Source organism: Paenibacillus barengoltzii NBRC 101215, from assembly GCF_004000745.1.
Classification (GTDB): Bacteria; Bacillota; Bacilli; order Paenibacillales; family Paenibacillaceae; genus Fontibacillus; species Fontibacillus barengoltzii.
This window is the reverse complement of record NZ_BILV01000001.1, coordinates 91,068-117,752: the sequence shown is the minus strand read 5'-3', so window position 1 is coordinate 117,752 and position 26,685 is coordinate 91,068. Positions and strand designations below refer to the sequence as shown.

The window sequence follows — 26,685 nt, the reverse complement described above, 5'->3', positions numbered from 1 at the left end:
CGTTCTCCTGTAAGTTGAAAGAAAGCAGGGAAGAAGGAGGGGGTAACTGTGAACCATCTGAAGGTGATGATCGTCGATGATGAAATATTGGCCATCGAACACTTGAAGCGTTTAATTCGTTGGGAAGAGCTGGGGTTTAAGGTGACCGGAGAAACTGTTCATCCGCGGAAGGGGTTGGAATTGGCGGCTAAGCTGAAACCGGATCTCATTTTTGTGGATATTCGGATGCCTGGCATGGATGGCTTGATCCTAAGCGAGAGGCTGGCGGAAGCCGGCAGTCAAGCCAAGATCGTAATTCTTACCTCCTATAAGGAATTCGAATATGTTAAGCAATCGCTGCGGATTGGTGTCCATGATTACTGGGTCAAGCACGAATTAACGCCGGAGACCTTAACGCTGGAGCTGGAGAAGCTGAAGGATACGATCAATAAGGATAAGGCCATGCAAAGAAAAATGAGCAAGACATTGCTTGAGCAGGTGAAGGCAGGCAAAGAACTTTCTCACGAAGAATTGAAAGCGCTTGCTAATTATATGGCCTTGTTTGGATCCCAATATGTGTACATCGCTATCGAGTTGGATACCCCTTATCCGGTTGTGGGGCGGCCTGTAGTTCCACAAGATGCGGGGATTCAAATGTCATGGGAGGCTATGGACCGAGCGGAATACCGCTGGATTGAGACGTTTACGACCATTGCGGCGGGAGGAACCCGGATTGGGGTTTTGCTTGGATTTGACGGGATGGTCAGCCGGAGACAACAGCATGAGGAACTTTTTCAGAGGAGCACGCATTTGAAACAAAGGTTTTCCGAGCAGATTGCTTCTAGTGGGAGAACGGTATCTGCTGCGTGCTCAACCGTGTTTCAGGAGGTAACTGAGCTGTTTGCTGCCGCGACGTGGGCGGAGAAGGCGTTGGACCTGCGTATTTTTACCGGGATGGACAGCGTGATTATGTTTACCGAAGACAAGGAAGACACTGTCTTTGCATTGGAGGCCATAGAGACCGATTGGGCAGCGTGGACCCAGCAACTCCATCATGGTGTTGAGGCGCATCGCCTTGCCGAAATTGAAGAGGAGATCGACAACATGTTTACCCGTGTCAAGAAAATGGCCCGCCTTGATAAATTGCGAATCGTTTGCAACGAATTGTCCAAGGAACTGGATCAGCTTCGCACGAGCAAGGGAAAGCCGCCCTTTCGCGATGAACCATACAGGGAGATTGAAGGCTCGGATGAGTGGACATCGGTGACCGGCATTGCGCGTTGGTTTAAAAACCAGTTCCGAGCTGTGATGGAGGACGAGCACGGGGATGTCTATTCAGCGAAGGTCAGGAAAGCGATCCAATATATTCACCGACATTATGCCAAAGATTTAAGCGCCGAACAAATTGCTGAGCATCTTGCCATCAGCGGCGATCATTTGCGACATTGCTTCAAAAACGAAACCGGCCGTACAATCCTGGACTATATAACGGAGGTCCGCATGGAGAAAGCCAAGCGTTGTTTGGCGACAGGACAATACAAGCTGTATGAGGTGGCGGAAAAAGTGGGATACCGCAACAGCCATTATTTCAGTAAAGTGTTTCAACGAGTGACTGGACAGCATCCGCTGGAGTATTCGGAAAGGAAGCAAGTTCACCATGAGTAACTTATCCGGATTTAAAATGCGTGCTCGGATCCGCACCAAAATTATTGCCGTATGCGCTCTGATCCTGTCCTCGTCCTTACTCATCAGCAGTTGGGTCACTTATTCGTATGTTAAGGATATTATGCGGGAACAAGCCGTTCGAGATAATACGACGAAGCTGGAACAGACGTCTTCATTCATCAATCGGATGCAAGAGCAATTACGTGAAACCGCGGAATATATCATCAGCGACTCCGAGATGAATGCGTTGATGGTCAAGGATCCATACGATACGTACGAGCAAAGTTACTTCAAGAAAAATAAGGTTCGAGAGAAGCTGAAGCTGTTTCCCATGATGAATTCCAGCTTGTTAAATGTGATGATTATTCGGCCGGACGGCGAGGTGTTTTCTAATTACCAAGGGTATGACAGCTACTATAAAGAGTATCTGAATCAGGCTTGGTTTGCCGCTTACCGGATGGGGCGCAGCGAATCGCGTTTTTCCGATCCCCATGATTTTATTTTTCTCAACCGTCGGCAGCAGGTGATTAGTTATGTTGTGGATTACAGGAACTTTAAGGACGATGGTGACGAACGGTATTACCTTGTGCTGGATTTCAATCAAAAAGATCTCGCGAGCTTATTTGAACAGAGCAACAAGGATTTTGAACGACTGCTTCTATTAAATCAAAACGGCGTTCCATTGTTCGACAGCAACCCTGAAGTGACACCTTGGACCGATAGCGATTCGCAAGGGGGAAAATATATCGAAATTGTTGACGATACCGTAGGGGAGAGATGGCAACAAGTTGCGGTGATCTCCAAATCACGCTTGTACGAGCGGATTAACAAGTTGTTGCTTTTTTACACGCTGATTGTGGCGGTAAGCCTCATCGTGGTGATGATGATTCTGCTTCCTCTGCTCGTGCAACTGACCCGGCCGATCTCGAAGCTGGTTCGAGCGATGAAACGAGTGTCCGCAGGCGATTTGAACACTGAATTGCAGATCCGGAGCGGAGATGAAATGGAACTGCTGGGGCTTGGATTTAACCGAATGATGAAGGATTTGAAATCATTGATCGAATCGCATGTGCAGGAACAGAAGGAAAAACGGAACATGCAGATCCAGCTGTTGTTGTCCCAGATGAACCCCCATTTTATATATAACACGTTAAACACTGTGATTTATTTAGCCCATGCTGGGCGAACGAAGGAGGTGGCCGACATGACCGCCTCATTAATCTATCTTTTGCAAAACACGATCAAAATCGGCGATGATGCCTGGTTCACGACCCTGGAGGATGAAATCGAATTGGTGAAAAAATACGCCGCCATCCAGGACTGCCGTTATCCCGGACGGTTTCGGATCGAATGGGACATTCAAGAGGAGCTGCTGCCCTGCATGGTCCTCAGGATGATGCTGCAGCCGCTTATTGAAAACGCGCTATATCATGGGATTTTCCCCTCCGAACGGGACGGTTGGATTAGGATCTCTGCTCGAAGATCGGATCGGTTTATCGAGGTATCTGTCATCGACAATGGTATCGGTATCCGCAAAGACCTAAAGGTCCCCCCCATCCAGAATGGCTCCACAGGAATCGGACTTTCTAATATTCGTGAACGATTGAATTTTCATTATGGTCCGCCGGCCAGCCTCGAGATTAAGAGCTTTCCGGGCGAAGGAACGGAAGTGCGGATACGTCTCCCTTTCACGATTGAGGACGGGGACTCCACTGCGGAAGACAGCCGATTTATGCGTAAAATAACCGGGTTGTGAGATTTTAACCCCATTGCCAGCGATGATAAGATCGCACTGTAAGCGGATACAAAAAGAATGTGGGAGGGGTTAATTTGAAGAACAGACGTCTGAAAAAGAGTTGGGTGACGCTCTTGGTGTTGGCGATGATGATCACGGCGATATTGGCGGGTTGTGCGAAGAACGATTCTGCCGCCAATCGGAACACAAGTGAGCCGTCGTCGAATTCAGGTGGCACTTCCGCCAACGCCGAAGGGGAAGCTCCGACGCTCGGCGGGATCCCCACAAACATCGAAGGTGAAATCGTCGTATGGGACTGGGATGAAGCCTTCCTGACCACGATGGTGCCGGAATTTAACAAAGTCTTCCCGAATGTCAAAGTGAAGTACACCGTCGTTAACAATAACGACTACATGCAGAAGCTGCAAAGCGGGATTGCATCCGGCTCCGAGGTGCCTGATGTCATATTGGGCGAAATGAACTTCCGCGGACAGTTGTTTGATCTTGATGTGCTCGACAATCTAGAGCAAGCTCCTTATCACTTCTCCAAGGACCAACTGCTCGATTATTTACCGCCGCTTCTTTCGAATACCAAAGGCGAGCTGGTGGGCGTCGATCAATCGATTACACCGGCTGGACTCGGATACCGGAGAGATCTGGCCAAGGAATACCTGGGCACCGACGATCCAAACGAATTGTCTACGCTGTTGCCGGATTGGAATGCCTTCATCCAAAAAGGAATTGAAGTCAAAGAAAAGAGCGGTGGTGCGGTGACGATGATCGCCAGTTTCGACGACGCTTACCGCGTGTTGAAAGGGCAGACCGAACAGCCATACATCAATGGATCCACAATTGAGTTAACGGAGCGAATGAAGGTACCGTTCGAAAAGCTGTTCGCCATGCGAGATGCCGGGATTCTTGGTAAATACGAGGGGTATACCCCGGGATGGAACGCGTCGTTTGCAAAAGGCGATAATATTTTCTACCCGATGGCGCCGTGGAGTCCCAAATGGAATGTGCAGGCTAATGATCCAGACGGCATCGGGCGATGGGGCTTGATGGCCGCGCCGGAAGGCGGCTTTACGTACGGAGGAACTTCTGTCAGCGTCTATAAGAACAGCAAGAACAAGGAAGCGGCTTGGGCTTACATTTACTTCTGTTATTTGTCCTCTGAAGGAATGGAGACGAATTACAAGAAGCTGGGAAATATGCCGGGGATCAAGAGCTTCTTCGATGAGCATCGCGATTGGCTTGAAGCCGGAACGGAGCTCGATCAGTTCTTTAATCAAAACCTGAGCTTGACGTTCTACGACGATATCGTGCCAGAAGTGACGGGGTCGACCCAAACGAAATATGATTCGATTGTGCAGACGGCATTTAACTCGTTATTCCCGCTATGGATGAAGGATACGAGCATCGGTGTAGACGGCGCTCTGGAGCAATTCAAGGAAGCCGTCAAAAATCAGGCCCCTGAGGCAACGATTAACTAATCGGGAGAATCGCCGGGGTGAGAGAACATCCTGTTTCTCACCCCAATCGATTCCTGAAAGGGGGACCTACTAGGATGAATGCCCAAACGGTCGTTAACAGCAAGCCGAGGAAGCGGCTTGGTCTTCGGCTGTGGCCCTACTTGTTTTCGCTTCCGTTCGTGCTTTTGTACTTGGCGTTTCAGTTTTATCCGGTCATCTATTCGTTTTTCCTCAGTTTTCACGAGTGGAATGGTGTCAGCGAGAAACGGTTTGTTGGTTTCACCAACTATGTGACGCTGTTTACAAAAGATCCGTTGTTTTACAAATCGATTTTCAACACGGTTGTCATCATGCTGATGTCGTTACCGACCTTGATCTTTACCGGCATGCTGTTGGCTTATCTCATTTTTAACATGGTCAAAGGGCGAATGCTGTTTCAAACGGCGAACTTTCTGCCATATATTACGACGCCTGTTGCTATTGGCTTTATTTTCTCTTTTATGTTCGACTGGCAGACCGGGATCATCAACGCCTTATTCGTAAAGATGGGCTTGCTTCAGGAAGGGATTTACTGGTTACAGGACCCCTGGCTGTCCCGAATCATCATTGCGATTATGATCGTGTGGCGAAATTTAGGTTACTTTATCGCGATCTATTTGGCGGGGATGACGGCCATTTCCCAAGATGTCTACGAGGCAGCGAAGGTGGATGGAGCTACAGCATTTCATACCTTTACGCGCATCACGCTGCCGCTGCTCCGAAATATCTCTGTGTTCCTCATTGTCACTTCGATTATCGGAAGCCTGCAGTTGTTTGACGAGCCGAAGCTGCTGTACGGCGGCTGGACGGCGAGCCAGGTCGGCGGTCCAGACAACGCGGCGCTGACGATCATTTGGAAGTTCGTCAACGATTCGTTTATGAATGTTCGTTTTGGATATGGTGCGACGATCGCTTATGCGTTGTTCATGCTGATCGTTGTGTTCTCCATCGTCAGCTATAAGATCTCCATGGGGAAGGGGGACCAGGAATGAAGGTCGTAAAATGGGGGTTTCTCAGCATAGTTACCCTCGTATCGCTGTTCCCTTTTTATGTGATGTTGATGATGTCGACGTATTATTCTGAAGATATTTTCAAAGGCTTGCCGTTGATTCCTTCCGACTATTTGTTGGAGAACTTGAAAACTGTGTTTAAGACCAACTTCGTGCAGGTTTACTTGAACAGTATGATCGTTTCGGTGTCCGCAGTGGTTATCGGTGTCTTCACGGCTACGATGATCGGTTATGCGGTCGCTAAATACCAATTTAAGTTGAGGAATTTTCTTCGCTATTTCATTATCATTACGATGATGGTCCCCAGCCAGGTTGGGTTGATCGGTTACGTTATCGAGATGCGTACACTGGGGTTTGGCAACACGCTTCTCTCCGTCATTCTGGTTTGGAGCGCATGGTCGTTTGGCGCCTTTTTCATGGTGCAGTTTATCAAGGATACGGTACCCAATGAAGTCATCGAGTGCGCGAGAATTGACGGGGCCTCGGAGCCGCGGATCTTCTTTAACATCGTTATTCCGTTAGTTAAGCCGGGACTGGCTACGTTGTCGACGCTGGTGTTTCTTTGGTCATGGAACAACTACTTGCTGCCGTTAGTGACGATCAATAACAGTGAAAACTATACGATCCCGCTGTTTGTTTCAACGTTAGGATTTGTCCACCGGACCGATTATGGCGCTCGGATGGCGGCGCTGGGGTTGTCGACTTTGCCTGTTCTCATCATCTTCCTGTTTGGCAGCCGCTCATTCATTAAAGGGATTACTTCAGGGGCCGTGAAAGGATAAGAGCTAAACGGAACCGCCGAAATCAAGCTTCTAAATTTAAGAGGTTTTAAGAGGTGAATCGCATGAACAAGATCAGCGCGCATCTTCCCCGCAAACTAACGATTACGATGTGGGATTTCTCTTGGTATACGATGACGATGCCGGGGGAACCGTTTCACGATCTGGAGCAGTGCTTCAAGGAGGCGGTGGAAAGGGGCTACAATACGATTCGAATCTGTGCGATGCCATTCCTGCTATTTACGGCAGACGGCCCGCGTCCTGGCCGATTAGCCTTCTCCAATCTTGGTCAAGTGGGAGTGAGGACACGCTGGTATAACTGCAAAGGCGGCGCGGAAATCGACGGTCATCAGCATTTATTAAATCTGTTTCGTCTGGCGAAGCAATACGACATGTTGATCATCCTCTCTTCTTGGGAGTATCAACAGAGCCCCAGCTTCTTGAGAACACCGGAGCTATTTGAAGCGCTGCAGGCGATTCCGCCGCAGGAGCGATTCATGGCTTTGGCTCGGTCGATGGATCAGTTAATTCATTTCGTCAAATCAGCCGGACTCGGAGACCGTATCGCTTACGTGGAACTGCACAACGAGATCGAGTTTGGACGGTTGAGTCAGATGGCGTTGGAGGCGGGCATCTCGTCCCGGCAGCTAGGCAAGCTGATCCGCTATACGAAGTCCTATGTGGAGGAGGCACTTGCCTATTTACAGGAACAGCATGCCGATCTTCGGATCACCGGCTGCTACACGCTGAACGAGCCCTATTCCAAAGACTGTGTTCCGGATAACGAGCAGGTTGCCCATTTTCACATGTATATTAACGGTGTACTGCAGCAGTTGATGGAGGAGACGGGGATCCGTAACCCGGATCTTGAATTTCCCAATGCTTTGGTGCAATCTTTACTAAGAGATGACGCTCCGCCGTTCGAGGACTATAGGCTGCCCGATGGTGAGGAATGGCGAATGCATGAAAATCCGGTTGGCCTTAAGCTGATGTACGTCCATGACTGGTGCGACCCGGTGAAATGGGATTTATACTTGTATGAGCATTACGGCGCACATAAGCAGGCGATGCTGCAGAAGGTGGACGAACGGTTTCAGGAAACCGCGGATTGGGCAGAGAAGCACGACATTCCGGTTGTTATAGGCGAAGGATATGTCGGCTATACGCCGCTGTTCGCCCAATTTGAGGAAGGTCCGATCGGCAAAGCTATTGCGGAATACGCCATACGAAAAGGGATGGAGCACGGCTTTTGGGGCATGGTGCTCTGCTCCAATTGCGCTCCTCATCATCCCTTTTGGTCCGACGTCGCTTGGCAGCAGAAGTGGAACCGGTTTATTTTAAACAGTTGACATGGATGGTATCGCCCTTTTGCCTTCTTAAAGGTAAAGGGGCTTTTACGTTTGTGGAGTTGGATCCCGTCGAATTGACGATGCACTGAATTTGGGGCATTATTAGAAGAGACGCATGGAACGAAGGTGCAGACGGGAGGAATGTCACATGCTGTCGACCGAGGAGATTATAAAAGTGATGTCCAGCCGGGGACTGCGGATTACCGACCAACGCAAAAGCTTGGCCAAACTGTTCGCTGAGCGGGACGGGTATTTGACCCCTAAGGACGTCTATGAATATATGGGTAAGGAATACAGCGGCCTTAGCTTTGATACCGTGTACCGGAACCTCCGGGTGATGGAGGAGCTGGGGGTGTTGGAGCAGGTCGTATTTGAGGACGGTTTGAAGTTCCGAGCCAGCTGCAGCAGTGAAGGGCATCATCACCATCATATGATCTGCTTGCAATGCGAGAAGACGTATCCGATTCATTTCTGCCCGATGCCGCTGACCGATGCGCCGGAGCAGTTCCAGGTTGTGAAGCATAAGTTTGAGGTATTTGGGTATTGCAAAAATTGCCGGCCGGACGGCAAGCCGCAGGATGCCGCGCCGGAGCAACACGAGGTGCACTGAGATGGGGCTCGTCCGCAAAACGTTTCAGGCGCCGATCCACGTGTACCGCAAGTTTATTTCGCCGCTCAAGCCGCCAACCTGCAGGTTTTATCCGACCTGCTCGGCATATGCTTTGGAGGCGATTGAGGTCCATGGCCCGCTGAAAGGGTCTTGGCTGGCGGCCAAACGGATCGTGAAATGCCAGCCGTTTCATCCGGGCGGTTATGATCCGGTTCCCCCTAAGGTAGAGAAGAAGCGCGGGGGAGAGCAAGGCACGCCTCCGCTGAGCGGCGGACAAGCCTAATCGCATTTGTGCGAGACCAACTCCAGCGCGGCTTGACACGGTTTGGAAATTTTTTTAATATAAAGTTTGAAATGAACAACCTCAACCTCAATACTTTCCAGTGAACGGATGAGTACAAGGATTGGATCCAGCCACAGAGAGCCGGGGGAGCTGCAAACCGGTCTGGAGCGTCTTTGGAATATGGTCCGGGAGGAACCGTCTTTGAGCCGAGCAGCGTGCGCTTTATGCGCAGCGCTTCGGTAAGGAGATGGCGTAGAGTCCGGCGTTAACGGACGGTCGAATTTCGACCAACGGAGCCCGCAGCCTGTGAAGGAGCGGGGAAATTGGGTGGTAACGCGTGAGAACTCTCCCGCCCCATATGGGGCGGGAGTTTTTTTGTTGTATTTGTCATGAAATAAAAGGAGATGAATCGCGATGTCCAACAAACCAACATTTTACATTACGTCGCCGATCTATTATCCAAGCGATAAGCTGCATATCGGCCATGCCTATACGACGGTGGCGGGGGATGCCATGGCGCGGTACAAGCGGCTGCGCGGCTTTGATGTCCGCTATTTGACGGGGACGGATGAGCACGGACAGAAGATCGAGCAGAAAGCGAAGGAAAAAGGCCAAACCCCGCAGCAGTTCGTAGACGGGATCGTGGCGGGGATCAAGCAGCTGTGGGAGAAGCTGGACATTTCCTACGATGACTTTATCCGCACAACGGAGCCGCGGCATAAGCAGGTCGTGGAGGCGATTTTTGACCGTTTGCTGAAGCAAGGGGATATTTACAAAGGGGAATATGAAGGCTGGTACAGCATTCCTGACGAGACGTATTATACGGAATCGCAGCTGGTGGATGTCATCCGCAATGAAAAAGGCGAAGTGATCGGCGGGAAAAGCCCGGAGAGCGGCCATGCGGTAGAGCTGGTGAAGGAAGAGTGTTATTTCTTCCGGATGAGCAAGTATGTGGATCGTTTGCTGAAGTTCTATGAGGAAAACCCCGACTTCATTCAGCCGGAGTCCCGCAAGAATGAGATGATCAACAACTTCATCAAGCCGGGGCTGGAGGATTTGGCCGTCTCGCGCACAACGTTCGACTGGGGCGTGAAGGTCAAAGGCGATCCGAAGCATGTCGTGTACGTGTGGATCGATGCGTTGTCCAACTACATCACGGCCCTTGGTTACGGCACGGACAATCAAGAGCTGTTTGAGCGGTATTGGCCGGCAGACGTTCATCTCGTGGGGAAAGAAATCGTGCGCTTCCATACGATTTACTGGCCGATTATGCTGATGGCGCTGGGGCTGCCGCTGCCGAAGAAGGTGTTTGGCCATGGCTGGCTCTTGATGAAGGGCGGGAAAATGTCCAAATCCAAGGGCAACGTCGTGGATCCAAACGTGCTGATCGACCGTTACGGGCTTGATGCTACCCGGTATTATTTGCTGCGTGAGGTGCCGTTCGGTTCGGACGGTTCGTTTACGCCGGAAAGCTTCGTACAGCGGGTGAACTCCGATCTGGCTAATGACCTTGGTAACTTGCTGAACCGTACCGTGGCGATGGTAGAGAAGTATTTTGGCGGCGAGGTGCCGGCTTATGAGCCAAACGCCACGGCGTTTGATGCGGAGCTGGAGCAAGCGGCGCTGGATACGGTCCGCAAGGTAGAGGAGGTTATGGAGAACATGGGGTTCTCCGTGGCGCTCACCCATATTGGGGCGTTTATCAGCCGAACGAACAAATACATCGATGAGACGCAGCCGTGGGTGCTGGCCAAAGATGAAGCGAAGAAAGGCGAGCTCGCTTCGGTCATGGCGCATCTGGCCGAGTCGCTGCGCATCGCCTCGATCCTGTTGCAGCCGTTCCTGACACAGGCGCCGGCGAAGATCTGGGCGCAGCTCGGCATCGCTCCCGGGGAGCTCACGACCTGGGAGAGCGCCAAGACGTTTGGCCTGATCCCGGCCGGAACGAAGCTCGTCAAAGGCGAGCCGATCTTCCCGCGGCTCGACGCAGAGCAGGAAATCGAGTTTATTTCGAACTCGATGACCGGGGGTACGCCGGCTGCCGCCCCGGCTGCCGCTTCGGCGTCGACGCCGGCACCGGCAGTGGAGAAGCCGGAGCCGAAGGACGAAATCGGCATTGACGATTTCGCGAAGGTAGAGCTGCGGGTTGCGCAGGTGCTTGCCTGCGAGCCGGTGCCGAAGGCCGACAAGCTGCTGAAGCTGCAGCTGGATCTGGGCTATGAGCAGCGCCAGGTTGTGTCCGGTATCGCCAAGTTCTATAAGCCGGAGGAGCTGGTTGGACGCAAAGTGATTTGCGTGACGAACCTGAAGCCGGTGAAGCTGCGCGGCGAGCTGTCGCAGGGCATGATCCTTGCCGCTTCGCAAGGTGATCAGCTAACGCTGGCCACGGTGCCGGATACGATGCCAAACGGTGCGATCGTAAAATAATCAGACGGATAAGCGATGACTTGCGGTATGCTCACCGCAAGTCATCCAGGCCGCCAGAGGAACCTTCCTCTGGCGGTTTTGTTTGTTGTGCACAACTTATAGGAAGAATAATAGAGGTTGACATTCCAAGAGGAGGGCCCTATAATCCTTGTTGGTAATCATTACGATTAAGAGAGGGAGTCATGATGTTTATACATAGATTCAAGCGAGGCTTCGTCGCAGCGGCAATGTTGCTTACGCTCCTGCTGGTTCTAGCTGGCTGCGGGAAGAACGGAAGCAGCGGGACAATCGTTGAGGGCAAGGTGAACGTAATCACTAGCTTTTATCCGATCTATGAATTTGCCAAGGCGATTGGCGGCGAAGAAGCGAATGTCATCAACTTGCTGCCGACCGGCGTTGAGCCGCATGATTGGACGCCGCGCAGTCAGGATATTTTAAATGCATCGAAAGCTCAGCTGTTTTTGTATAACGGCGCAGGGTTGGAGGGCTGGGTCCCGAACTTTCTGAAAGGCTTAGGTGCCGATGCCAAAGTGAAAACGGTGGAGATCAGCCATGGCATTGATTTGATCGAAGCCGAGGGCGATGATGGTCACGGGCATGGCGAGGAAGCCGAACATGGGGAAGCACACTCGGACCATGATGAGGAAACGGAGCCTCACCATGTAGATCCGCACACCTGGGTCAGTCCGAAATCGGCGATGATCATGGCCGAGAATATTAAGAACAGCTATATTGAGGTCGATCCGCAGCACCAAGCGGCTTATGAGTCGCGGTATCAGGAGCTGCTGAGTCAGCTGCAGGCGCTAGATGCTAAGTTTATGGAGCAGCTATCCTCATTGCCGAAGAAGGAAATCGTTGTTTCTCACCAAGCTTTTGGCTATTTGTGCCGGGACTATGGATTAACCCAACATGCGATTATGGGGCTGTCGCCGGAGGCTGAGCCGCGGGCTCAAGATTTAGTGGCCTTGTCAAAGCTGGTGAAGGAGAAGGGCATTCGTTATATCTTTTTCGAAGAGCTTGTCTCGGATAAATTGGCCAAAACGCTGGCTTCTGAAGCCGGTGTGGAGACGCTGGTCCTTAATCCGGTTGAAGGCTTGACGAAAGCCCAGGCTCAGGCCGGCGACAATTATTTTACGTTGATGGAGAAAAATTTGCAAAATCTGATTCAAGCTCTACAATAAGAAGAAACTATATGTACCGGAAGGACGCTAAATAAATGAAATCCGACGCAACTACGGCACAGGATGCCGTTTGTCATGATAGTGTAATCGAGCTTGACCACGTTTCCTTCGCGTACCAGGAACAACAAGTGATCTCCGACTTCAGCTTTGCGGTTCGCGAGCGGGATTTTGTTGGCGTGATTGGTTCCAACGGGGCGGGGAAGACCACACTGCTGCGGATGATGGTGGGTCTGCTGCAGCCTACCGAAGGGGAAATTCGCTTGTTCGGCGAGCCGATCCGGCGCTTCCGCGATTGGGGGCGGATCGGCTATGTGCCGCAGAAGAACGCCTTCAATCCTCTGTTTCCGGCGACGGTACGCGAAGTGGTGTTGTCCGGTCTCTACAATAACAGGAAGCTGTTCCGCCGAATTGGTCGTGAGGATCAGCGGATGTGTGATGATGCGCTGGAAGTGATGCGGATCGGGGATATCCAGCATAAGCGCATCGGTCAGCTGTCCGGCGGCCAACAGCAACGGGTATTTTTGGCGCGGGCGCTTGTGAACAAGCCCGATTTGCTCGTTTTGGACGAACCTACTGTCGGCATTGACGCCCAGACGCAAGCCGACTTTTTTGAATTGATTTTTCATATGCACGCCCACCATCACATGACGTTTCTGATGGTCTCCCATGATATCGGCATGATTGAAGGGAAGCTGGGGCAGGAACCCCGCAAGCAATGCGGGGCAATTAAATTTTACGTGCGCCACTCGCACGAGCAGGACTGCGCGATCCCGGATCTGCAGCATTCGTTGGTTTAGGAGTTGTTTATTTTGGAGATATTGTCCGCTGATTTTTTTCAAAGAGCGCTGGCCGGCGGCCTGCTGATCGGGTTGACCGCACCTTTGATCGGAATCTTTCTGGTGCTGCGTCGTCTTTCGATGATTGGTGATACGCTGGCTCATGTGACCATCGCCGGGGTGGCGTTAGGGTTCTTGCTTGGGGTCTACCCCGTGGGGGTTGGCCTTGCTTTTGCGGTCGTCGCCTCGTTTGCAATTGAAAAGCTGCGTAAAGCGTACCGAGGTTATGCCGAACTGTCGATTGCTATTATCATGTCAGGCGGGGTTGCACTAGCCTCTCTGTTCTTTACGCTGGGGATGGGTTACAATACGGATGTGGTCAGCTATCTGTTTGGCAGCATTTATACGCTGGATACAACAGATTTATATGTAACTTTTGGCGTCACCCTGGTGGTGGTGATCGTTGTCGTTGCCTTTTTCAAGGAATTTTTCCTGCTAACTTTTGAAGAAGATGCCGCTTCAGTAAGCGGGATTCCGGTGAAGCTGTTGAATCTGCTGCTGACGGTGATGACGGCACTCGTCATCAGCACCGCCATCAAAATCGTTGGCGCCTTGCTCGTTTCGGCGCTGCTGACGATTCCTGCGGCCTGCAGCCTGCTCATCGCCCGCAGCTTTAAAATGTCCGTGATATTCTCCGTCGTCATTGCGGAAATCGCGGTGATCGCCGGGTTGATTGTGGCGGGGGTCTGGAATTTGGCTCCGGGTGCGACGATTGTATTGCTGCTGATCTGCATGCTGATACTTACTTTGCTGGGCAAACGGGGATTTTCTGCCTAGCCCGCAAGGGTACATAGGGGGTACTTATGGCTGACATCCATCTCGGGATTGCCTTCGGCGCGGGGGTTGCTTCCTTTATTTCGCCTTGCTGCCTGCCTTTATATCCGTCTTACCTGTCCTATATTACCGGGATGTCCGTGCAGCAATTGAAGACGGAGCAAAGCAAACGGGACGTTCGCTTCCGGACGATGACGCATACGCTGGCGTTCATCCTCGGCTTCTCTGTTGTGTTCTATACATTGGGCTTTGGCGCTGGACTGTTTGGCGAATTTTTTAATCAATATCGCGGGCTCATTCGGCAATTATCCGCCATTTTGATCATTTGTATGGGTTTGTTTCTGATGGGGATCTTCCAGCCGCAGTTTTTACTCAGGGAACGGAAGATGAATTTGAAATTCAAACCGGCCGGATACATCGGTTCGTTTATTTTTGGCATCGGCTTCTCCGCGGGCTGGTCGCCCTGCGTTGGCCCGATTCTGGCGGCGATTATCGCCTTAGCCGTTACGGAGCCGGGAACCTGGATTGGACTGATCACCGCCTATACTCTTGGGTTTGCCTTGCCTTTTTTTATCTTGGCGTTCTTTATCGGATCAACCAAATGGATTCTCCGTTATTCTGCCATAATGATGAAGATCGGCGGCGCGCTGATGCTGCTGATGGGCGTATTGCTGTTCACAAACCGTATGGCGCAAATCACGATTTGGCTGCAGCAAATTACGCCTGAATGGTTGAAGTTCTAGGGGAAGACGAAGGAAAGTGTGCCGATGCGCACTTGCCAACGGACAATCATAACATGTATCATTAACAGAGTAATGTTTAACATGCGTACAGGTTTGTCCGCGTCAACTCATGGAAAAGAGGGAATCGATAGATGCCAACGCCCAGTATGGAAGATTATTTGGAGCGTATTTACAAACTGATCGACGAGAAAGGATACGCCCGCGTGTCCGATATCGCGGAAGGTTTGGAGGTTCATCCTTCCTCCGTTACGAAGATGATTCAGAAATTGGACAAGGATGAATACTTGATCTACGAGAAATATCGGGGCCTTGTCCTGACCAATAAAGGGAAGAAAATCGGGAAACGGCTCGTAGACCGGCATCACTTGCTGGAGGAGTTTCTTGGGATGATCGGCGTTGATCACGAGAACATCTATAAAGACGTTGAAGGAATCGAACATCATTTGAGCTGGGATTCGATCACGCGTATTGCGACGCTTGTGGAATATTTCAAACGGGACAGCAATCGAATTCGCGACCTGGAGAAGGTCCATCAGGAACTGATCAACGAATCCTAGAAGAAGCATCTGTCTTTTCAGAGAAGGCAGATGCTTCTTTCTTTTTGTCCGAAGGGCGCAACTCTTGACCTCCGCATGACGTTTAAGAAAGTAGCACGGTTCGTCCGTACATAACGATGATGTGGAGGATACTGATGAAATTTTGCAAATGGTTTATTCCTATTCTAGTGTTGCTCATCTTATGGCCTTATTCCGGGAATACGCCGGCGGCCGCAGCCGCAACCGACATTCGGATTGTTTTAGATGGTGAGGTGTTATCCACCGATGCTTCGCCATACATTAAGCCTGGGGCGAATGTCACCATGGTTCCGCTTCGGGTGATCAGTGAGAACCTGGGAGCCCAGGTAGCCTGGTCCCAAGTTGATAAAACCGCGACGATTCAAAAAGACGGCACTACCCTCGTGCTGACGTTAGGTTCTCCTGCAGTCCAAGTTGACGGGAGCACGATCAACCTGGAAGCTTCTGTGGAAATCAGCTCCGGCCGGACGATGGTGCCGTTGCGTTTTGTCAGCGAACAGCTTGGCATTTCCGTGAATTGGAATCAGCTGACCCGTACGATCACACTGTCGAGCGGCTCCGAAGTAACTCAGCCGGAACCAGGTGCAGGCGGGGAGGACCCGCAAACCGATCTGCCTCAGCCGCCGGTTGTGGATACATCGAATGGGTTGCGCGGTGTTTGGGTATCCACGGTTTCTAATCTCGACTGGCCGAGCAAAAGCTCGTACGGCAAGGTAGATGCCCAGAAAGCCGAATACGTCCAACTGTTAGACGAAGTGCAAGCGATGGGAATGAACGCAGTGTTCGTTCAGGTGCGGCCGTCTGCGGACGCGATTTATCCGTCGTCCCTGGTGCCGTGGTCCTCTTATTTGACGGGAACCGCCGGCAAGGATCCGGGATACGACCCACTCCAGTTCCTGATCGAAGAGACGCACCGTCGCGGCATGGAATTCCACGCTTGGTTCAATCCGTTCCGTGCCAGCACAGGCAGTGATGCCAGCAAGCTTCCGGCGAATCATGTCGCCAACCAACATCCAGAATGGATCGTGAAGTTTGACGGCAAGCTGTATATTAATCCAGGGATTCCGGAAGCCCGTGAACATGTGATTAAAGCGATTATGGAAGTTGTGAACGGATACGATATTGACGGAGTTCATTTGGACGATTATTTCTATCCGACCGGGGAGACGGCCTCGAAGAAGTTCTCGGATGATGCTGCATTTAAGTCTTACAACTCCAAGAAAATAGCCACGAAAGGCGACTGGCGCCGGGACAATATCAATCAGTTCGTTCAGAAATTAGGCCAACGGATTGAAGCGTCTAAGCCGAATGTTTCTTTTGGTATCAGCCCTTACGGAGTTTGGCGGAACAAGTCAACCGATTTGACCGGCTCGGATACGAAAGCCAGCGTTACGGCATACGACAGCACCTATGCCGACGTTCGGACCTGGATTAAGAATGAGTGGATCGATTATGTCGCTCCCCAACTGTACTGGAGCATGACGCGCAAGGAGGTTCGTTATGACCTGCTTGCCGATTGGTGGGCCGGGGAGGTAAGAGGGACGAACGTGAAACTGTACATCGGTCATGCGCCGTATAAGCTGGGAACGCCGGAGATCGGCTGGTCCACCGCGCAGGAAATCATCAATCAGCTCGAATACAACCGGCAGATTCCTGAAATCAGCGGCAGCATCTTCTTTAGCGCCAAGGATCTGCGGAAGAATCCACTGGGATTGATCCCGCTGCTGCAGTCTTATTATGGAGTGCAGCCTTGACAGGAACAATGAAATGCGTTAAATTCGTTGTCAACATGATTTAAATGATATTAATGTTCCATCAGCCGTGATCAAGGATTGAAATTAACGACTGCGTCCTCAGAGAGGAGACCCGGGAGCTGGAAGGTCTCTGTCGCACGTGAATTTTTCCCGCCTTGTGAGCTGTACGGGGAGATTTCCTCTGTGGAAATTGAACACGTACCGGTCCCCAACCGTTATCATGGTTAGAGCACCGTATGAGCTTGATCGACGGTGGAATTAGGGTGGTACCACGACACATTCGTCCCTTGACGAATGTGTCTTTTTGTTTTCAGATGAAGGAGGTCATTGAAATGCGCCAAAGCCGATTATTATCCCCAACCCTGCGGGAGGCTCCATCCGATGCAGAAGCGGCCAGCCATCAGCACCTGCTGCGCGAGGGCTACATCCGCCAATTGGCAGCGGGGATCTACTCCTACCTGCCTTTAGGAAGAAAGGTGCTGCTTCGAATCGAACAGATTGTGCGGGAGGAAATGAACCGGGCCGGAGCTCAGGAACTGCTTCTCCCTGCAATGCAGCCGGCGGAGCTTTGGCAGAGATCCGGTCGTTATGAACGCTATGGCCCTGAGCTGATCCGATTCAAGGATCGGCATGATCGCGAATTTGCTTTAGGTCCAACGCATGAGGAAGTCATCACTTCATTGCTGCGAGATGAGGTGAACTCATACCGCCAGCTGCCTCTAACGGTTTATCAAATTCAGACGAAGTTCCGTGACGAACGCCGTCCCCGGTTTGGTTTGCTGCGCGGTCGAGAGTTCTTGATGAAGGATGCCTACTCCTTTGACACCGATTGGACCGGCTTGGATGGCGCATATCAATCCATGGTTTCTGCTTACGAGAAAATCTTCCGCCGCTGCGGTCTGAAGTTCCGAGCTGTTGAGGCTGACCCTGGAACGATTGGCGGGGAAGGCGGCACCCATGAATTCATGGCCTTAGCCGATATTGGCGAGGACGTTGTAGCTGTGTGCGGGAATTGCGATTATGCAGCGAATCTTGAAAAAGCGACTTCAGCGCTGCCAGACCCAAGCCTGCAAACTCAATCATCGGCAGCTGACCGTCCCGAAGTGGTTGATACGCCGGGCGTGCATACCATCGAACAATTAGGTCAGTTCTTTCAAGTGGGCCCTGAACATTTCCTCAAAACGCTGATTTACGTTCCTGAAGGGAAAGAGCCAGTTGCGGTCGTCGTACGCGGTGATCATGAAGTGAACGAGCTGAAGGTGGCTGCCTGGTTAGGCGTAGATCACGTGCAGCTTGCTGATCATGAGACAGTAGAGAAAATAACCGGTGCCCCGGTGGGGTTTGCTGGCCCGATCGGCCTTATGATCCCGGTCTTGATGGACAGGGAGGCTTCAAACATGGACACAGCGATTGCAGGGGCAAATGCGCCGGACACCCATTTACGCTCGGTCTGCCCAACACGCGATGTAGCTGAAGCCTCCATCGGCGACTTTCGCAACGTGGTGAAAGGAGATGCTTGCCCACGCTGCAAGGAGGGAAGGCTCCAATCGTTGCGGGGCATTGAGGTTGGCCATGTGTTTAAACTTGGAACCAAATACAGCGAGCGGTTAGGCGCCGTATTTTTGGACGCCCAGGGGCGTCAGCAGCCGATGATCATGGGATGTTATGGAATCGGCCTTTCTCGACTTATGTCCGCAATTGCCGAACAACATCACGATGAACATGGCCTCATCTGGCCGGTATCGATCGCACCATACCAGGTACACATCATCCCAATTTCCGCTTCAAATTCGCAGCAAATGGAACTTAGCCTCAAGCTTTATGAAGAGTTAACTCAAGCCGGCGTAGAGGTATTGTTGGATGACCGGGATGAGCGCCCCGGTAGCAAATTTAATGATGCTGATTTGATCGGGATTCCTTATCGGATCATCATTGGGAAGTCTGCTGCACAAGGACAAGTCGAATGGGGTAGAACGAGCCTCTATGAAGCGAGAACTGATCCCCATTGATGAAGCCATTCGGCGAATTCACACGCGCCAAGTTCTTTAGTCATACGTACACCTCTCCCAACATACATAAGCAGTAAACTGAATGTGGGTTGGGAGGAGGGCGCCGGATGCTGATTAACGGAGTTTTTGAGGGCGGCGGAGTCAAAGGGATATCGTTGGCTGGTGCGGTCCGGGCAGCCGAAAAGCATGGAGCGCAGTTTCATCGAGTGGCCGGAACCTCATCAGGTTCAATTGTCGCTTCAATGATTGCTGCAGGCTATACCGCAGACGAAATGAAAGAACTGATTATGACGACGTCCTTCACCAAATTTCTGAAGAGAGCGCCCCTTTTTAATTTGGCATTAATTGGCCCCGCTCTTCGGGTCTTGCTGAAAAAAGGCTTGTATGCCGGGGAAGCGTTGGAGGAGTGGATCCGCCAACTTTTACTGCTGAAGGGTATTCGGACGTTTGGCGATTTGGAGCGGGGGAAGCTGACGATCATCGCCTCGGATATCACCAGTGGGAAAATCATGGTACTGCCGGACGATTTAGAGAAGATTGGCATCGACCCAACGACGTTTGAGGTTGCCCGAGCGGTTCGTATGAGCTGCAGCATTCCGTATTTCTTTGATCCGGTGTTGCTGCGATTGCCGCCGAAGCTGGCCAGAGGGAAGCCGTTCACCGAGCAATTTCTGCATATTGTGGATGGCGGATTGCTCAGTAATTTTCCGCTATGGTTATTTGATCAGGAAGAACCGCGGCAAGGCGGGCGTCTTATTCCGACGGTCGGCTTTCAAATGGTTGGCAAAAATACGAATAAACCGCATCGAATCACCGGCCCATTTACGATGCTGCAGGCGATCGTGGAGACGATGTTGTCGGCCCATGATGAGCGGTACATTGAGCAATCCAACCGCTATCGTACCGTGAAAATTCCGACGCTAGGCATCGGCACTACGCAATTTGATATTAGCGAGGAGGAAAGCCAACTGTTGTTCGAATCCGGGTTTCTGGCGGGGGACCGGTTTTTCGCCAATTGGAGCCTGCAGCTATATGAAGAACAGTTTAAGAAGTACCAACAAGCAAATAGCACGTTCAAATAAAAGGAAAGGACGGAACCCCAGCGGTTCCGTCCTTTTGCATTTTAATGATATTTCGGCAAATCGTCGTCGTTTTTGCCTTTGTTGCCTTCGATGACTTGAAACGGATAAGTCTTGCGCTTCTCCGTCCGGGGATTCTTCAGTTCCGCAGCCACTTTGGCCATCGTACGCGCGGAAGGCTTGATCTTCGGCTGTTGCGCCTTTCGATATTTCTTCGGCGGATATTTATAAAGCAGGAAGACGATACCAAAGACAGCCACCGGAACAATGATACTACTCCACTCGATTTGATGCTTGATAAACAAACCATCAATAATATAGAACGCGACAAGAAGGACGATGATCCAAAACATGATGCCTTGTTTTCTCATGTTACTCATCCTTTCAAGGGATCCAATGATGTACCCACCGGCGTCTCAATAACGCCGACCTGTTCCAACTGCGCATCCAGCTCGCGCATCCGGTTAAAAGAAGCGATCGATACTTCAACCATATCATCGGTCGGTTCTTTTGTAGTCAACAACTGCAGCCAAAGTCCTGGATATCCCAGGAACCGCAGCACCGGAATGTCGCGAACCGCATTCGTGAACCGCAGCATTTCAAAGGAAAGTCCAATTACAAGCGGGAGCAGCAAGATTCGAATGTAGATCCGTTCCCAAACCGTGTCCCAACTGAAAATCGGCAGGGAATAAATGATCACGCCAACGATTACCGTTAGGATGATAAAGCTGCTGCCACACCGGTAGTGCAGGCGGGAATATTTTTGTACATTGGCCGGGGTTAATTCTTCGCCTGCTTCATAAGCAGAAATCACTTTATGTTCCGCTCCATGGTATTGGAACAGCCGTTTGATCACAGGGGTCTGGGACATGAGCCACAGATATCCGAGAAGAAGAACAATTTTAATGACACCTTCAACCAAGGAGTGCAACGTCTGGCTGGCAAACGCATGTTGGAACAAATATTGCTCCAAGAGCGCCGGTACCAATGTGAAAATGAGCTTTCCTACGATAAAGGACAAGATCCCTACGACGGCAACTCCAAGCAGCATCGTGAGAGAAAAGCCTGACTCTTCTTTTTCCTTCTGTTTGGCGCGTTCTTCGGGGTCCATCTCGTCATCGGCCATCGCCTCTGCCGAAAAATTCAGGTGTTTGGAGCCTTTGGCACTAGCGTCAACGATGCTGACGATACCGCGGATCAGCGGGATTTTGCGCAGCTTTTTGACCCATTCCTTATCTTCCTTTGGGACCTCTAAGAAGCTGATTTCCCCGTTTTTCCGGCGCACTGCGGTCACATTCACATATTTCCCGCCAAACATGACGCCTTCTATAACGGCTTGGCCGCCGTAAATCGTCGGTGTGGATTGTTCAGGCAAAACTTTCACCTTCCTATAATGTATAAGTTTGGTTTGGTATAAGCGGCAAGACATCGATCATTTGTAATGATTCCATTGTAACGGACTTTGCGGGCAAATTCTAGTTGGATTAGTCGTTTTGGAAATGTGCATACTAATCTTCAAAAAAAACGCAGGAACTTATTCCTTTGGAAAGGAAGGATGCGAATGAAAGCGGATAAGGAGAAGAAGCAGAACGGGGTTCAACCGTGGCGCCAGCAACACCGGGAACATACGAATATCTGGCTGTATACGCTGGAAATCGGGTGTTTTGCTGGATTAATTTGGGGTGGCGTGAAGGGGGTATTCTTCTATATGAGATTCACCTCGGTGCTGCCAGGCTATTTGTTGGAGCCGTTCTTCAAAAATTCGTTCTTGCATAGTCAAGCCGGGTACTATTTGGGCTGGCTGGCGTTTATCGGATTATCGATTCTGGCGACGCTGATTTATGTGTTGGCGTTCCGCAAGCTCAAAGGGCCAGGTCCGGGCATTCTATATGGCATTGCCTGGTGGGGAATTTTGTTTGGAGTGCTGGGCCCGTTGCTTGACATGATCCCTCCGCTGCGCGAATTGTCGCGGACGACGATCATCAGCGAGTTTTGCTTGTATTTGCTGTGGGGGTTGTTCATCGGTTATACCACGGCTGAGGAATACACGGATGAGCGCGCACGTGAACCTAAAAAAACCGGCGAACAGGCGCTTTCCATGGAGGGCGGGGCAAAAAGTTAAAGCTTCTCAAGCGACTCCTACCTATGTTAAAATTATTTTTGGTTATTTTTCGGAAAGGGGGAGCCGCCATGTACCGCATCTTAGTGATGAACGGACCGAACTTAAACATGCTTGGCGTGCGCGAGCCCGGCGTCTATGGTTCCGAGAAACTGGTTGATATCGAAAACCATCTGAAGGAACTGGCTGCGCCAAACGGGCTGGAATTATCCTTCTTTCAGTCCAATCACGAGGGCGAGCTGATCGACCGGATTCATGCCGCCTACGGAAATACGGATGGAATTCTGTTGAATCCAGGTGCACTCACGCATTATAGCTATGCGCTTCGGGATGCCTTGACTTCCGTAAGCATCCCCGTGGTTGAGGTCCATCTGTCCAATATCCACGCCCGTGAGGCGTTCCGGCACCACTCGGTCATCGCACCGATCGCTGTCGGTCAAATCTCTGGATTCGGATCCTACGGATACGAAATGGGACTACTGGCCTTAAAACGTCACTTGGAGCGGGCAAAATAACGGAGAGATCGTAAGAAGGTTATTACCTTTATAATAAGGGAGAGTTGGTTATGGCGAGTACACGTGTAGCCCGGCTCCGTGAGGCGATGAAATCGCAGCAAATCGAAGCCGTACTCATCACCGGAGAAGTGAACCGCTGCTATTTGACGGGATTTACGGGAAGTTCCGGCTATGTCTTGATTACCGATCAGAAGGCTTGGTTGCTCACAGACTTCCGCTATTTAACCCAAGCTGCCGAACAGGCGCCTGGGTTCGAAATTGTGGATCACGGGCCATCGGTTACTGGAACGATTCAAAGCTTGCTGAAGCAAGAGGGCATCGAACGGCTTGGTTTTGAAGAAGATCAGTTGGTCTATGCCACCTACCGGACTTATGAAAATGAATTGAAGCCGGTGAAGCTGGTTCCGCTTAGCGGGTTGGTTGAAGAACTGCGGATCTTCAAGGATGACGAAGAATTAGCGATTATGAAGGAAGCGGCGGAATTGGCTGACCGGACTTTCCTGCATATGCTCGACGTTCTGAAGCCGGGCATGAGCGAGTGGGATGCCGCTCTGGAACTGGAAACATTCATGAAGAAGAACGGTGCTACCGGACCTTCGTTCGATACGATTATGGCTTCGGGAGAACGCTCCGCATTACCGCACGGGCGAGCGAGCGAACGCATTATGCAAGCGAACGAACTGGTCACGATGGATTTCGGCGCTTTGTACAAAGGGTATTGCTCTGATATTACGCGGACGGTGGCCTTGGGGACGCCAAGCGCCAAGCTGCGTGAAATCTATGATATCGTTCTGGAAGCCCAGCTGCATACGCTGGAATTCCTTCGTCCAGGAATGACTGGACGGGAAGCCGACGACTTGGCACGCGACGTCATTACCCGTTACGGCTACGGTGAACAGTTCGGACACAGCACCGGACATGGCCTTGGAATGGAAGTGCATGAGGCTCCGCGCGTCTCCAAAGCAAGCGACACGGTGCTGAAGCCGGGGATGGTTGTCACCGTTGAACCAGGGATCTACCTGCCGGGAATCGGCGGCGTTCGCATCGAGGACGATGTCGTCATCACGGAAACCGGAATTCGCCGGTTGACGGAATCAACGAAGGATTTTATTTCACTAGGCTAAAATAGGGTTGCCGCCGGTCTTTATAAAGGACCGGATGCCCGGCTGTAGTGCGTGGTTTCGCAGGGTCTCCAAGCGTGGGGGAACAGCAGCTAACGTGAGCAGCTTGAAATTTGGGTATTTTTCAATTTTAATATAGGTGTTAACCCACTTGAGGAGGTACTTTTGTGATTTCAGTAAACGATTTTAAAACAGGCTTGACCGTCGAGGTGGACGGCGACATTTATACGGTGCTGGAGTTCCAACACGTAAAACCGGGTAAAGGTGCAGCGTTCGTCCGCTCCAAGCTGAAAAATCTGCGGAACGGCAACATTGTAGAGAAAACGTTCCGTGCCGGCGAAACCATCAGCCGGGCGATGATTGAAAACCGTGATGTATCCTATCTGTATGCCAGCGGCCAAGAGCATACGTTCATGGATAATGAAACCTTCGATCAATTTACATTGACGTCGGATCAATTGGAATGGGAACTGAACTTCTTGAAAGAAAATATGAACGTAAAAATCGTCAGCTACCAAGGCGAAATTATCGGGATCAACCTGCCAAACAGCGTCGAGCTGAAGGTTATTGAAACGGAACCGGGAATCAAAGGTAACACGGCTACCGGTGCTACGAAGAACGCCAAAGTCGAAACCGGCTTGAACGTTCAGGTACCGCTCTTCATTAATGAAGGCGATGTACTCTTGATCGATACACGCGAAGGGAAATATATTTCGCGGGCATAATCCCTCAGCAGTTGTTTGCTACAAGGCTCCGCTCCAGGCGGAGTCTTGTACTAATAGGCATCCTCCACCTACCTGGGTGGAGGAATTTTTGTTAATATCGGCAAAACCATTGACGAACTTCGGGTCTTTCGTATTATACTGGTTTAAAGCGTTACTGGATTCAATGGGTTGAACGCTCCGACTTGGAGCACCATTAGGGAGGGTCTGACTTGGCTTTATACGTGATGAAATTTGGAGGCAGCTCTGTAGGCGATACGGAGCGTATGCAACGCGTCGCCCGGCGGGTTGTAGACAAACAGCAGGAAGGGCATCAGGTGATGGTGGTCGTCTCCGCGATGGGCGACACGACGGACGATTTGATCGATCAAGCGAAGCTGATTAATCCGGACCCACCTTTGCGGGAAATGGATATGTTGATGACGACCGGCGAGCAAATCTCGATCGCATTGATGGCAATGGCTATCGATGCGCTGGGCGCTAAGGCCGTTTCTTATACCGGTTGGCAAGCAGGCTTCCGCACGGAGGCAGAGCATGGTAAAGCTCGGATTACCGATATTAAGCCGGAGCGGGTGCTCAAGTCATTGGAAGAAGGGTATATCGTGATTGTAGCCGGCTTCCAGGGCTTGACTGAGGACGGAGAGATTACGACGTTCGGGCGCGGCGGTTCGGATACGACAGCCGTCGCTTTGGCTGCGGCGACAAAAGCGGATTATTGCGAGATTTATACCGATGTGGACGGGGTGTATTCAACGGACCCGCGGATCGTGAAGAATGCCCGCAAGCTGAACGAAATCTCATACGACGAGATGCTTGAACTCGCGAACTTAGGTGCGGCGGTTTTGCATCCACGTGCGGTGGAATATGCGAAGCACAATAATGTACGGCTCGTTGTCCGCTCCAGCTTTAACAATCATGAAGGTACGGTCGTGAAGGAGGAAGTCAATATGGAACAAGGTGTGGTAGTCAGCGGGATCGCGTATGATAAGAACGTAGCCCGAATCAGCATATTGGGCGTATCGCACGTGCCAGGCGTACTGGCGAAGGTGTTTGGCTCTCTGGCAGAGGCCAAGATCGATGTGGACATCATCGTCCAAAGCGGGGTAACGAATGGGAAAGCGGATTTCTCCTTTACCGTAGCCCTGTCCGATTGCGATAAGGCAGTGAAGGTATTGGAAGGGATCCGTAACGAGCTGCCTTATGAGAAGGTAACCTCCCAGGAGGGGCTTGTGAAGGTTTCGATCGTAGGCGCAGGGATGGTCAGCCATCCGGGCGTTGCAGCTCAAATGTTTGAAGTGATCTCCAAGCAGGGCGTTAATATTGAGATGGTTAGCACCTCTGAGATTAAGGTATCTTGCGTGATTGAAGGAAGCAAGCTGAACGATGTCGTGAAGGCCTTGCATACCGCATATGGTTTGGACGCGGAGACCACCGCATTTGTTGGCGGTCCGCAAGAACGGCGCTAATCCGTATATCAATTAACTGAAGAACGGTACAAAGGAATCCCTCGAAGCGAATGGCTTCGGGGGATTTTTTTTAATAAATAGAGAGTTTCAGGCATATCGTTAAGAGAACAGATGGGACAAGAAGGAGGTATATATGCTTGATAAATTCGTGACTAGCATGGCGGCCTTGCGAATTTTTTCGGGGACGATCGAAATTCTCGCAGCGCTGCTGATGCTGAAGCTGGGCAGGGTGGACAAGGCGCTGGCCGTTAATTCGGCGCTGGCGTTCGTTGGCCCGACCATACTGCTTGTCACCACGTCGATTGGACTTGCCGGTATGGCCGACAAGCTATCGTGGGGAAAGATGGCATGGATTGGGTGCGGTGTGACTTGTCTCTTAATCGGCATTTTGAAGAAATGATAGAGTTCCCTAGCATATTGACCAAGTACAAGCATACACATGTGAT

The 26,685-nt window shown here is 51.2% G+C and carries 24 protein-coding genes and 1 pseudogene; 23 read left to right on the top strand and 2 right to left on the bottom strand.

The window, feature by feature from the left end; all coding sequences use genetic code 11:
- Positions 1 to 48 precede the first annotated feature (48 nt).
- The 17 genes and pseudogenes from PBA01S_RS00640 to PBA01S_RS00560 all read left to right on the top strand — a co-directional run bounded on the left by PBA01S_RS00640 (position 49) and on the right by PBA01S_RS00560 (position 20,299).
- The gene (locus tag PBA01S_RS00640) at positions 49 to 1,644 is read left to right on the top strand and encodes a response regulator transcription factor (RefSeq protein ID WP_127575087.1); all 1,596 of its coding nucleotides are present in this window, start codon (positions 49 to 51) and stop codon (positions 1,642 to 1,644) included.
- Entirely contained in the window at positions 1,637 to 3,400 is a 1,764-nt protein-coding gene (locus tag PBA01S_RS00635; protein WP_127575086.1) for a sensor histidine kinase, read from the top strand. The genes PBA01S_RS00640 and PBA01S_RS00635 overlap by 8 nt, the downstream gene beginning before the upstream one ends.
- Positions 3,401 to 3,474: 74 nt before the next feature.
- Positions 3,475 to 4,869 carry an ABC transporter substrate-binding protein gene (locus PBA01S_RS00630; protein ID WP_085170733.1) on the top strand — a complete coding sequence of 465 codons (1,395 nt, stop codon included), beginning with the start codon at positions 3,475 to 3,477 and terminating at the stop codon, positions 4,867 to 4,869.
- Positions 4,870 to 4,943: 74 nt separating this feature from the next.
- A complete protein-coding gene (locus PBA01S_RS00625) occupies positions 4,944 to 5,879 on the top strand; it encodes a carbohydrate ABC transporter permease (protein WP_028538270.1) in 936 nt (311 codons plus the stop codon).
- On the top strand, positions 5,876 to 6,679 hold the full coding sequence (locus PBA01S_RS00620; protein WP_028538269.1) for a carbohydrate ABC transporter permease: 804 nt from the start codon (positions 5,876 to 5,878) through the stop codon (positions 6,677 to 6,679). Before PBA01S_RS00625 ends, PBA01S_RS00620 begins: the two co-directional genes overlap by 4 nt.
- Positions 6,680 to 6,741: 62 nt before the next feature.
- Complete coding sequence (locus PBA01S_RS00615) at positions 6,742 to 8,025, top strand: cellulase-like family protein (RefSeq protein WP_127575085.1); 1,284 nt, start codon at positions 6,742 to 6,744, stop codon at positions 8,023 to 8,025.
- A 148-nt stretch (positions 8,026 to 8,173) separates the two neighbouring features.
- Positions 8,174 to 8,635, top strand: coding sequence for a Fur family transcriptional regulator (locus PBA01S_RS00610; protein ID WP_016311681.1), 462 nt, complete (start codon positions 8,174 to 8,176; stop codon positions 8,633 to 8,635).
- Position 8,636: 1 nt separating this feature from the next.
- Positions 8,637 to 8,918: a membrane protein insertion efficiency factor YidD gene (gene yidD, locus PBA01S_RS00605; protein WP_028538267.1), complete on the top strand. Its 282-nt coding sequence runs from the start codon at positions 8,637 to 8,639 to the stop codon at positions 8,916 to 8,918.
- Positions 8,919 to 9,332: 414 nt separating this feature from the next.
- Positions 9,333 to 11,345 (top strand): methionine--tRNA ligase, encoded by a 2,013-nt coding sequence (metG, locus tag PBA01S_RS00600; protein WP_127575084.1) that lies wholly within the window; start codon positions 9,333 to 9,335, stop codon positions 11,343 to 11,345.
- A 185-nt stretch (positions 11,346 to 11,530) separates the two neighbouring features.
- On the top strand, positions 11,531 to 12,526 hold the full coding sequence (locus tag PBA01S_RS00595) for a metal ABC transporter substrate-binding protein (protein ID WP_028538265.1): 996 nt from the start codon (positions 11,531 to 11,533) through the stop codon (positions 12,524 to 12,526).
- 35 nt (positions 12,527 to 12,561) lie between these two features.
- Positions 12,562 to 13,323 carry a metal ABC transporter ATP-binding protein gene (locus PBA01S_RS00590; RefSeq protein ID WP_028538264.1) on the top strand — a complete coding sequence of 254 codons (762 nt, stop codon included), beginning with the start codon at positions 12,562 to 12,564 and terminating at the stop codon, positions 13,321 to 13,323.
- 12 nt (positions 13,324 to 13,335) lie between these two features.
- A complete protein-coding gene (locus PBA01S_RS00585) occupies positions 13,336 to 14,139 on the top strand; it encodes a metal ABC transporter permease (RefSeq protein ID WP_028538263.1) in 804 nt (267 codons plus the stop codon).
- Positions 14,140 to 14,165: 26 nt separating this feature from the next.
- A complete protein-coding gene (locus PBA01S_RS00580) occupies positions 14,166 to 14,879 on the top strand; it encodes a cytochrome c biogenesis CcdA family protein (protein WP_028538262.1) in 714 nt (237 codons plus the stop codon).
- 131 nt (positions 14,880 to 15,010) lie between these two features.
- A complete protein-coding gene (mntR, locus tag PBA01S_RS00575) occupies positions 15,011 to 15,436 on the top strand; it encodes a transcriptional regulator MntR (protein WP_016311688.1) in 426 nt (141 codons plus the stop codon).
- Between the two features lie 134 nt (positions 15,437 to 15,570).
- Positions 15,571 to 17,208, top strand: coding sequence for a family 10 glycosylhydrolase (locus PBA01S_RS00570; RefSeq protein ID WP_127575083.1), 1,638 nt, complete (start codon positions 15,571 to 15,573; stop codon positions 17,206 to 17,208).
- A gap of 332 nt (positions 17,209 to 17,540) precedes the next feature.
- A pseudogene (locus PBA01S_RS00565) lies at positions 17,541 to 19,257 on the top strand (proline--tRNA ligase).
- Positions 19,258 to 19,324: 67 nt separating this feature from the next.
- Positions 19,325 to 20,299 (top strand): patatin-like phospholipase family protein, encoded by a 975-nt coding sequence (locus tag PBA01S_RS00560; RefSeq protein WP_127575081.1) that lies wholly within the window; start codon positions 19,325 to 19,327, stop codon positions 20,297 to 20,299.
- A 41-nt stretch (positions 20,300 to 20,340) separates the two neighbouring features.
- Here the strand turns inward: PBA01S_RS00560 and PBA01S_RS00555 are convergent, their stop codons facing one another.
- Together PBA01S_RS00555 and PBA01S_RS00550 are read right to left on the bottom strand one after the other, a co-directional pair.
- Positions 20,341 to 20,667, bottom strand: a complete 327-nt coding sequence (locus PBA01S_RS00555) for a hypothetical protein (protein ID WP_255315257.1) — start codon at positions 20,665 to 20,667, stop codon at positions 20,341 to 20,343.
- Between the two features lie 5 nt (positions 20,668 to 20,672).
- Positions 20,673 to 21,671: a DUF1385 domain-containing protein gene (locus PBA01S_RS00550; RefSeq protein WP_127575079.1), complete on the bottom strand. Its 999-nt coding sequence runs from the start codon at positions 21,669 to 21,671 to the stop codon at positions 20,673 to 20,675.
- A 186-nt stretch (positions 21,672 to 21,857) separates the two neighbouring features.
- On the opposite strand from PBA01S_RS00550, the gene PBA01S_RS00545 reads away from it, so the two are divergent.
- From PBA01S_RS00545 to PBA01S_RS00520, 6 genes are all read left to right on the top strand, one after another.
- On the top strand, positions 21,858 to 22,418 hold the full coding sequence (locus PBA01S_RS00545; protein ID WP_127575078.1) for a YqhR family membrane protein: 561 nt from the start codon (positions 21,858 to 21,860) through the stop codon (positions 22,416 to 22,418).
- Between the two features lie 68 nt (positions 22,419 to 22,486).
- Positions 22,487 to 22,930: a type II 3-dehydroquinate dehydratase gene (gene aroQ, locus PBA01S_RS00540; RefSeq protein ID WP_085278492.1), complete on the top strand. Its 444-nt coding sequence runs from the start codon at positions 22,487 to 22,489 to the stop codon at positions 22,928 to 22,930.
- Positions 22,931 to 22,980: 50 nt separating this feature from the next.
- Positions 22,981 to 24,054, top strand: a complete 1,074-nt coding sequence (locus tag PBA01S_RS00535; protein WP_127575077.1) for a M24 family metallopeptidase — start codon at positions 22,981 to 22,983, stop codon at positions 24,052 to 24,054.
- A 164-nt stretch (positions 24,055 to 24,218) separates the two neighbouring features.
- Positions 24,219 to 24,776: an elongation factor P gene (efp, locus tag PBA01S_RS00530; protein WP_016311697.1), complete on the top strand. Its 558-nt coding sequence runs from the start codon at positions 24,219 to 24,221 to the stop codon at positions 24,774 to 24,776.
- 209 nt (positions 24,777 to 24,985) lie between these two features.
- A complete protein-coding gene (locus PBA01S_RS00525; RefSeq protein ID WP_085169700.1) occupies positions 24,986 to 26,239 on the top strand; it encodes an aspartate kinase in 1,254 nt (417 codons plus the stop codon).
- A gap of 133 nt (positions 26,240 to 26,372) precedes the next feature.
- The gene (locus PBA01S_RS00520; protein ID WP_009225772.1) at positions 26,373 to 26,639 is read left to right on the top strand and encodes a YqhV family protein; all 267 of its coding nucleotides are present in this window, start codon (positions 26,373 to 26,375) and stop codon (positions 26,637 to 26,639) included.
- The last annotated feature ends 46 nt before the right edge of the window (positions 26,640 to 26,685 follow it).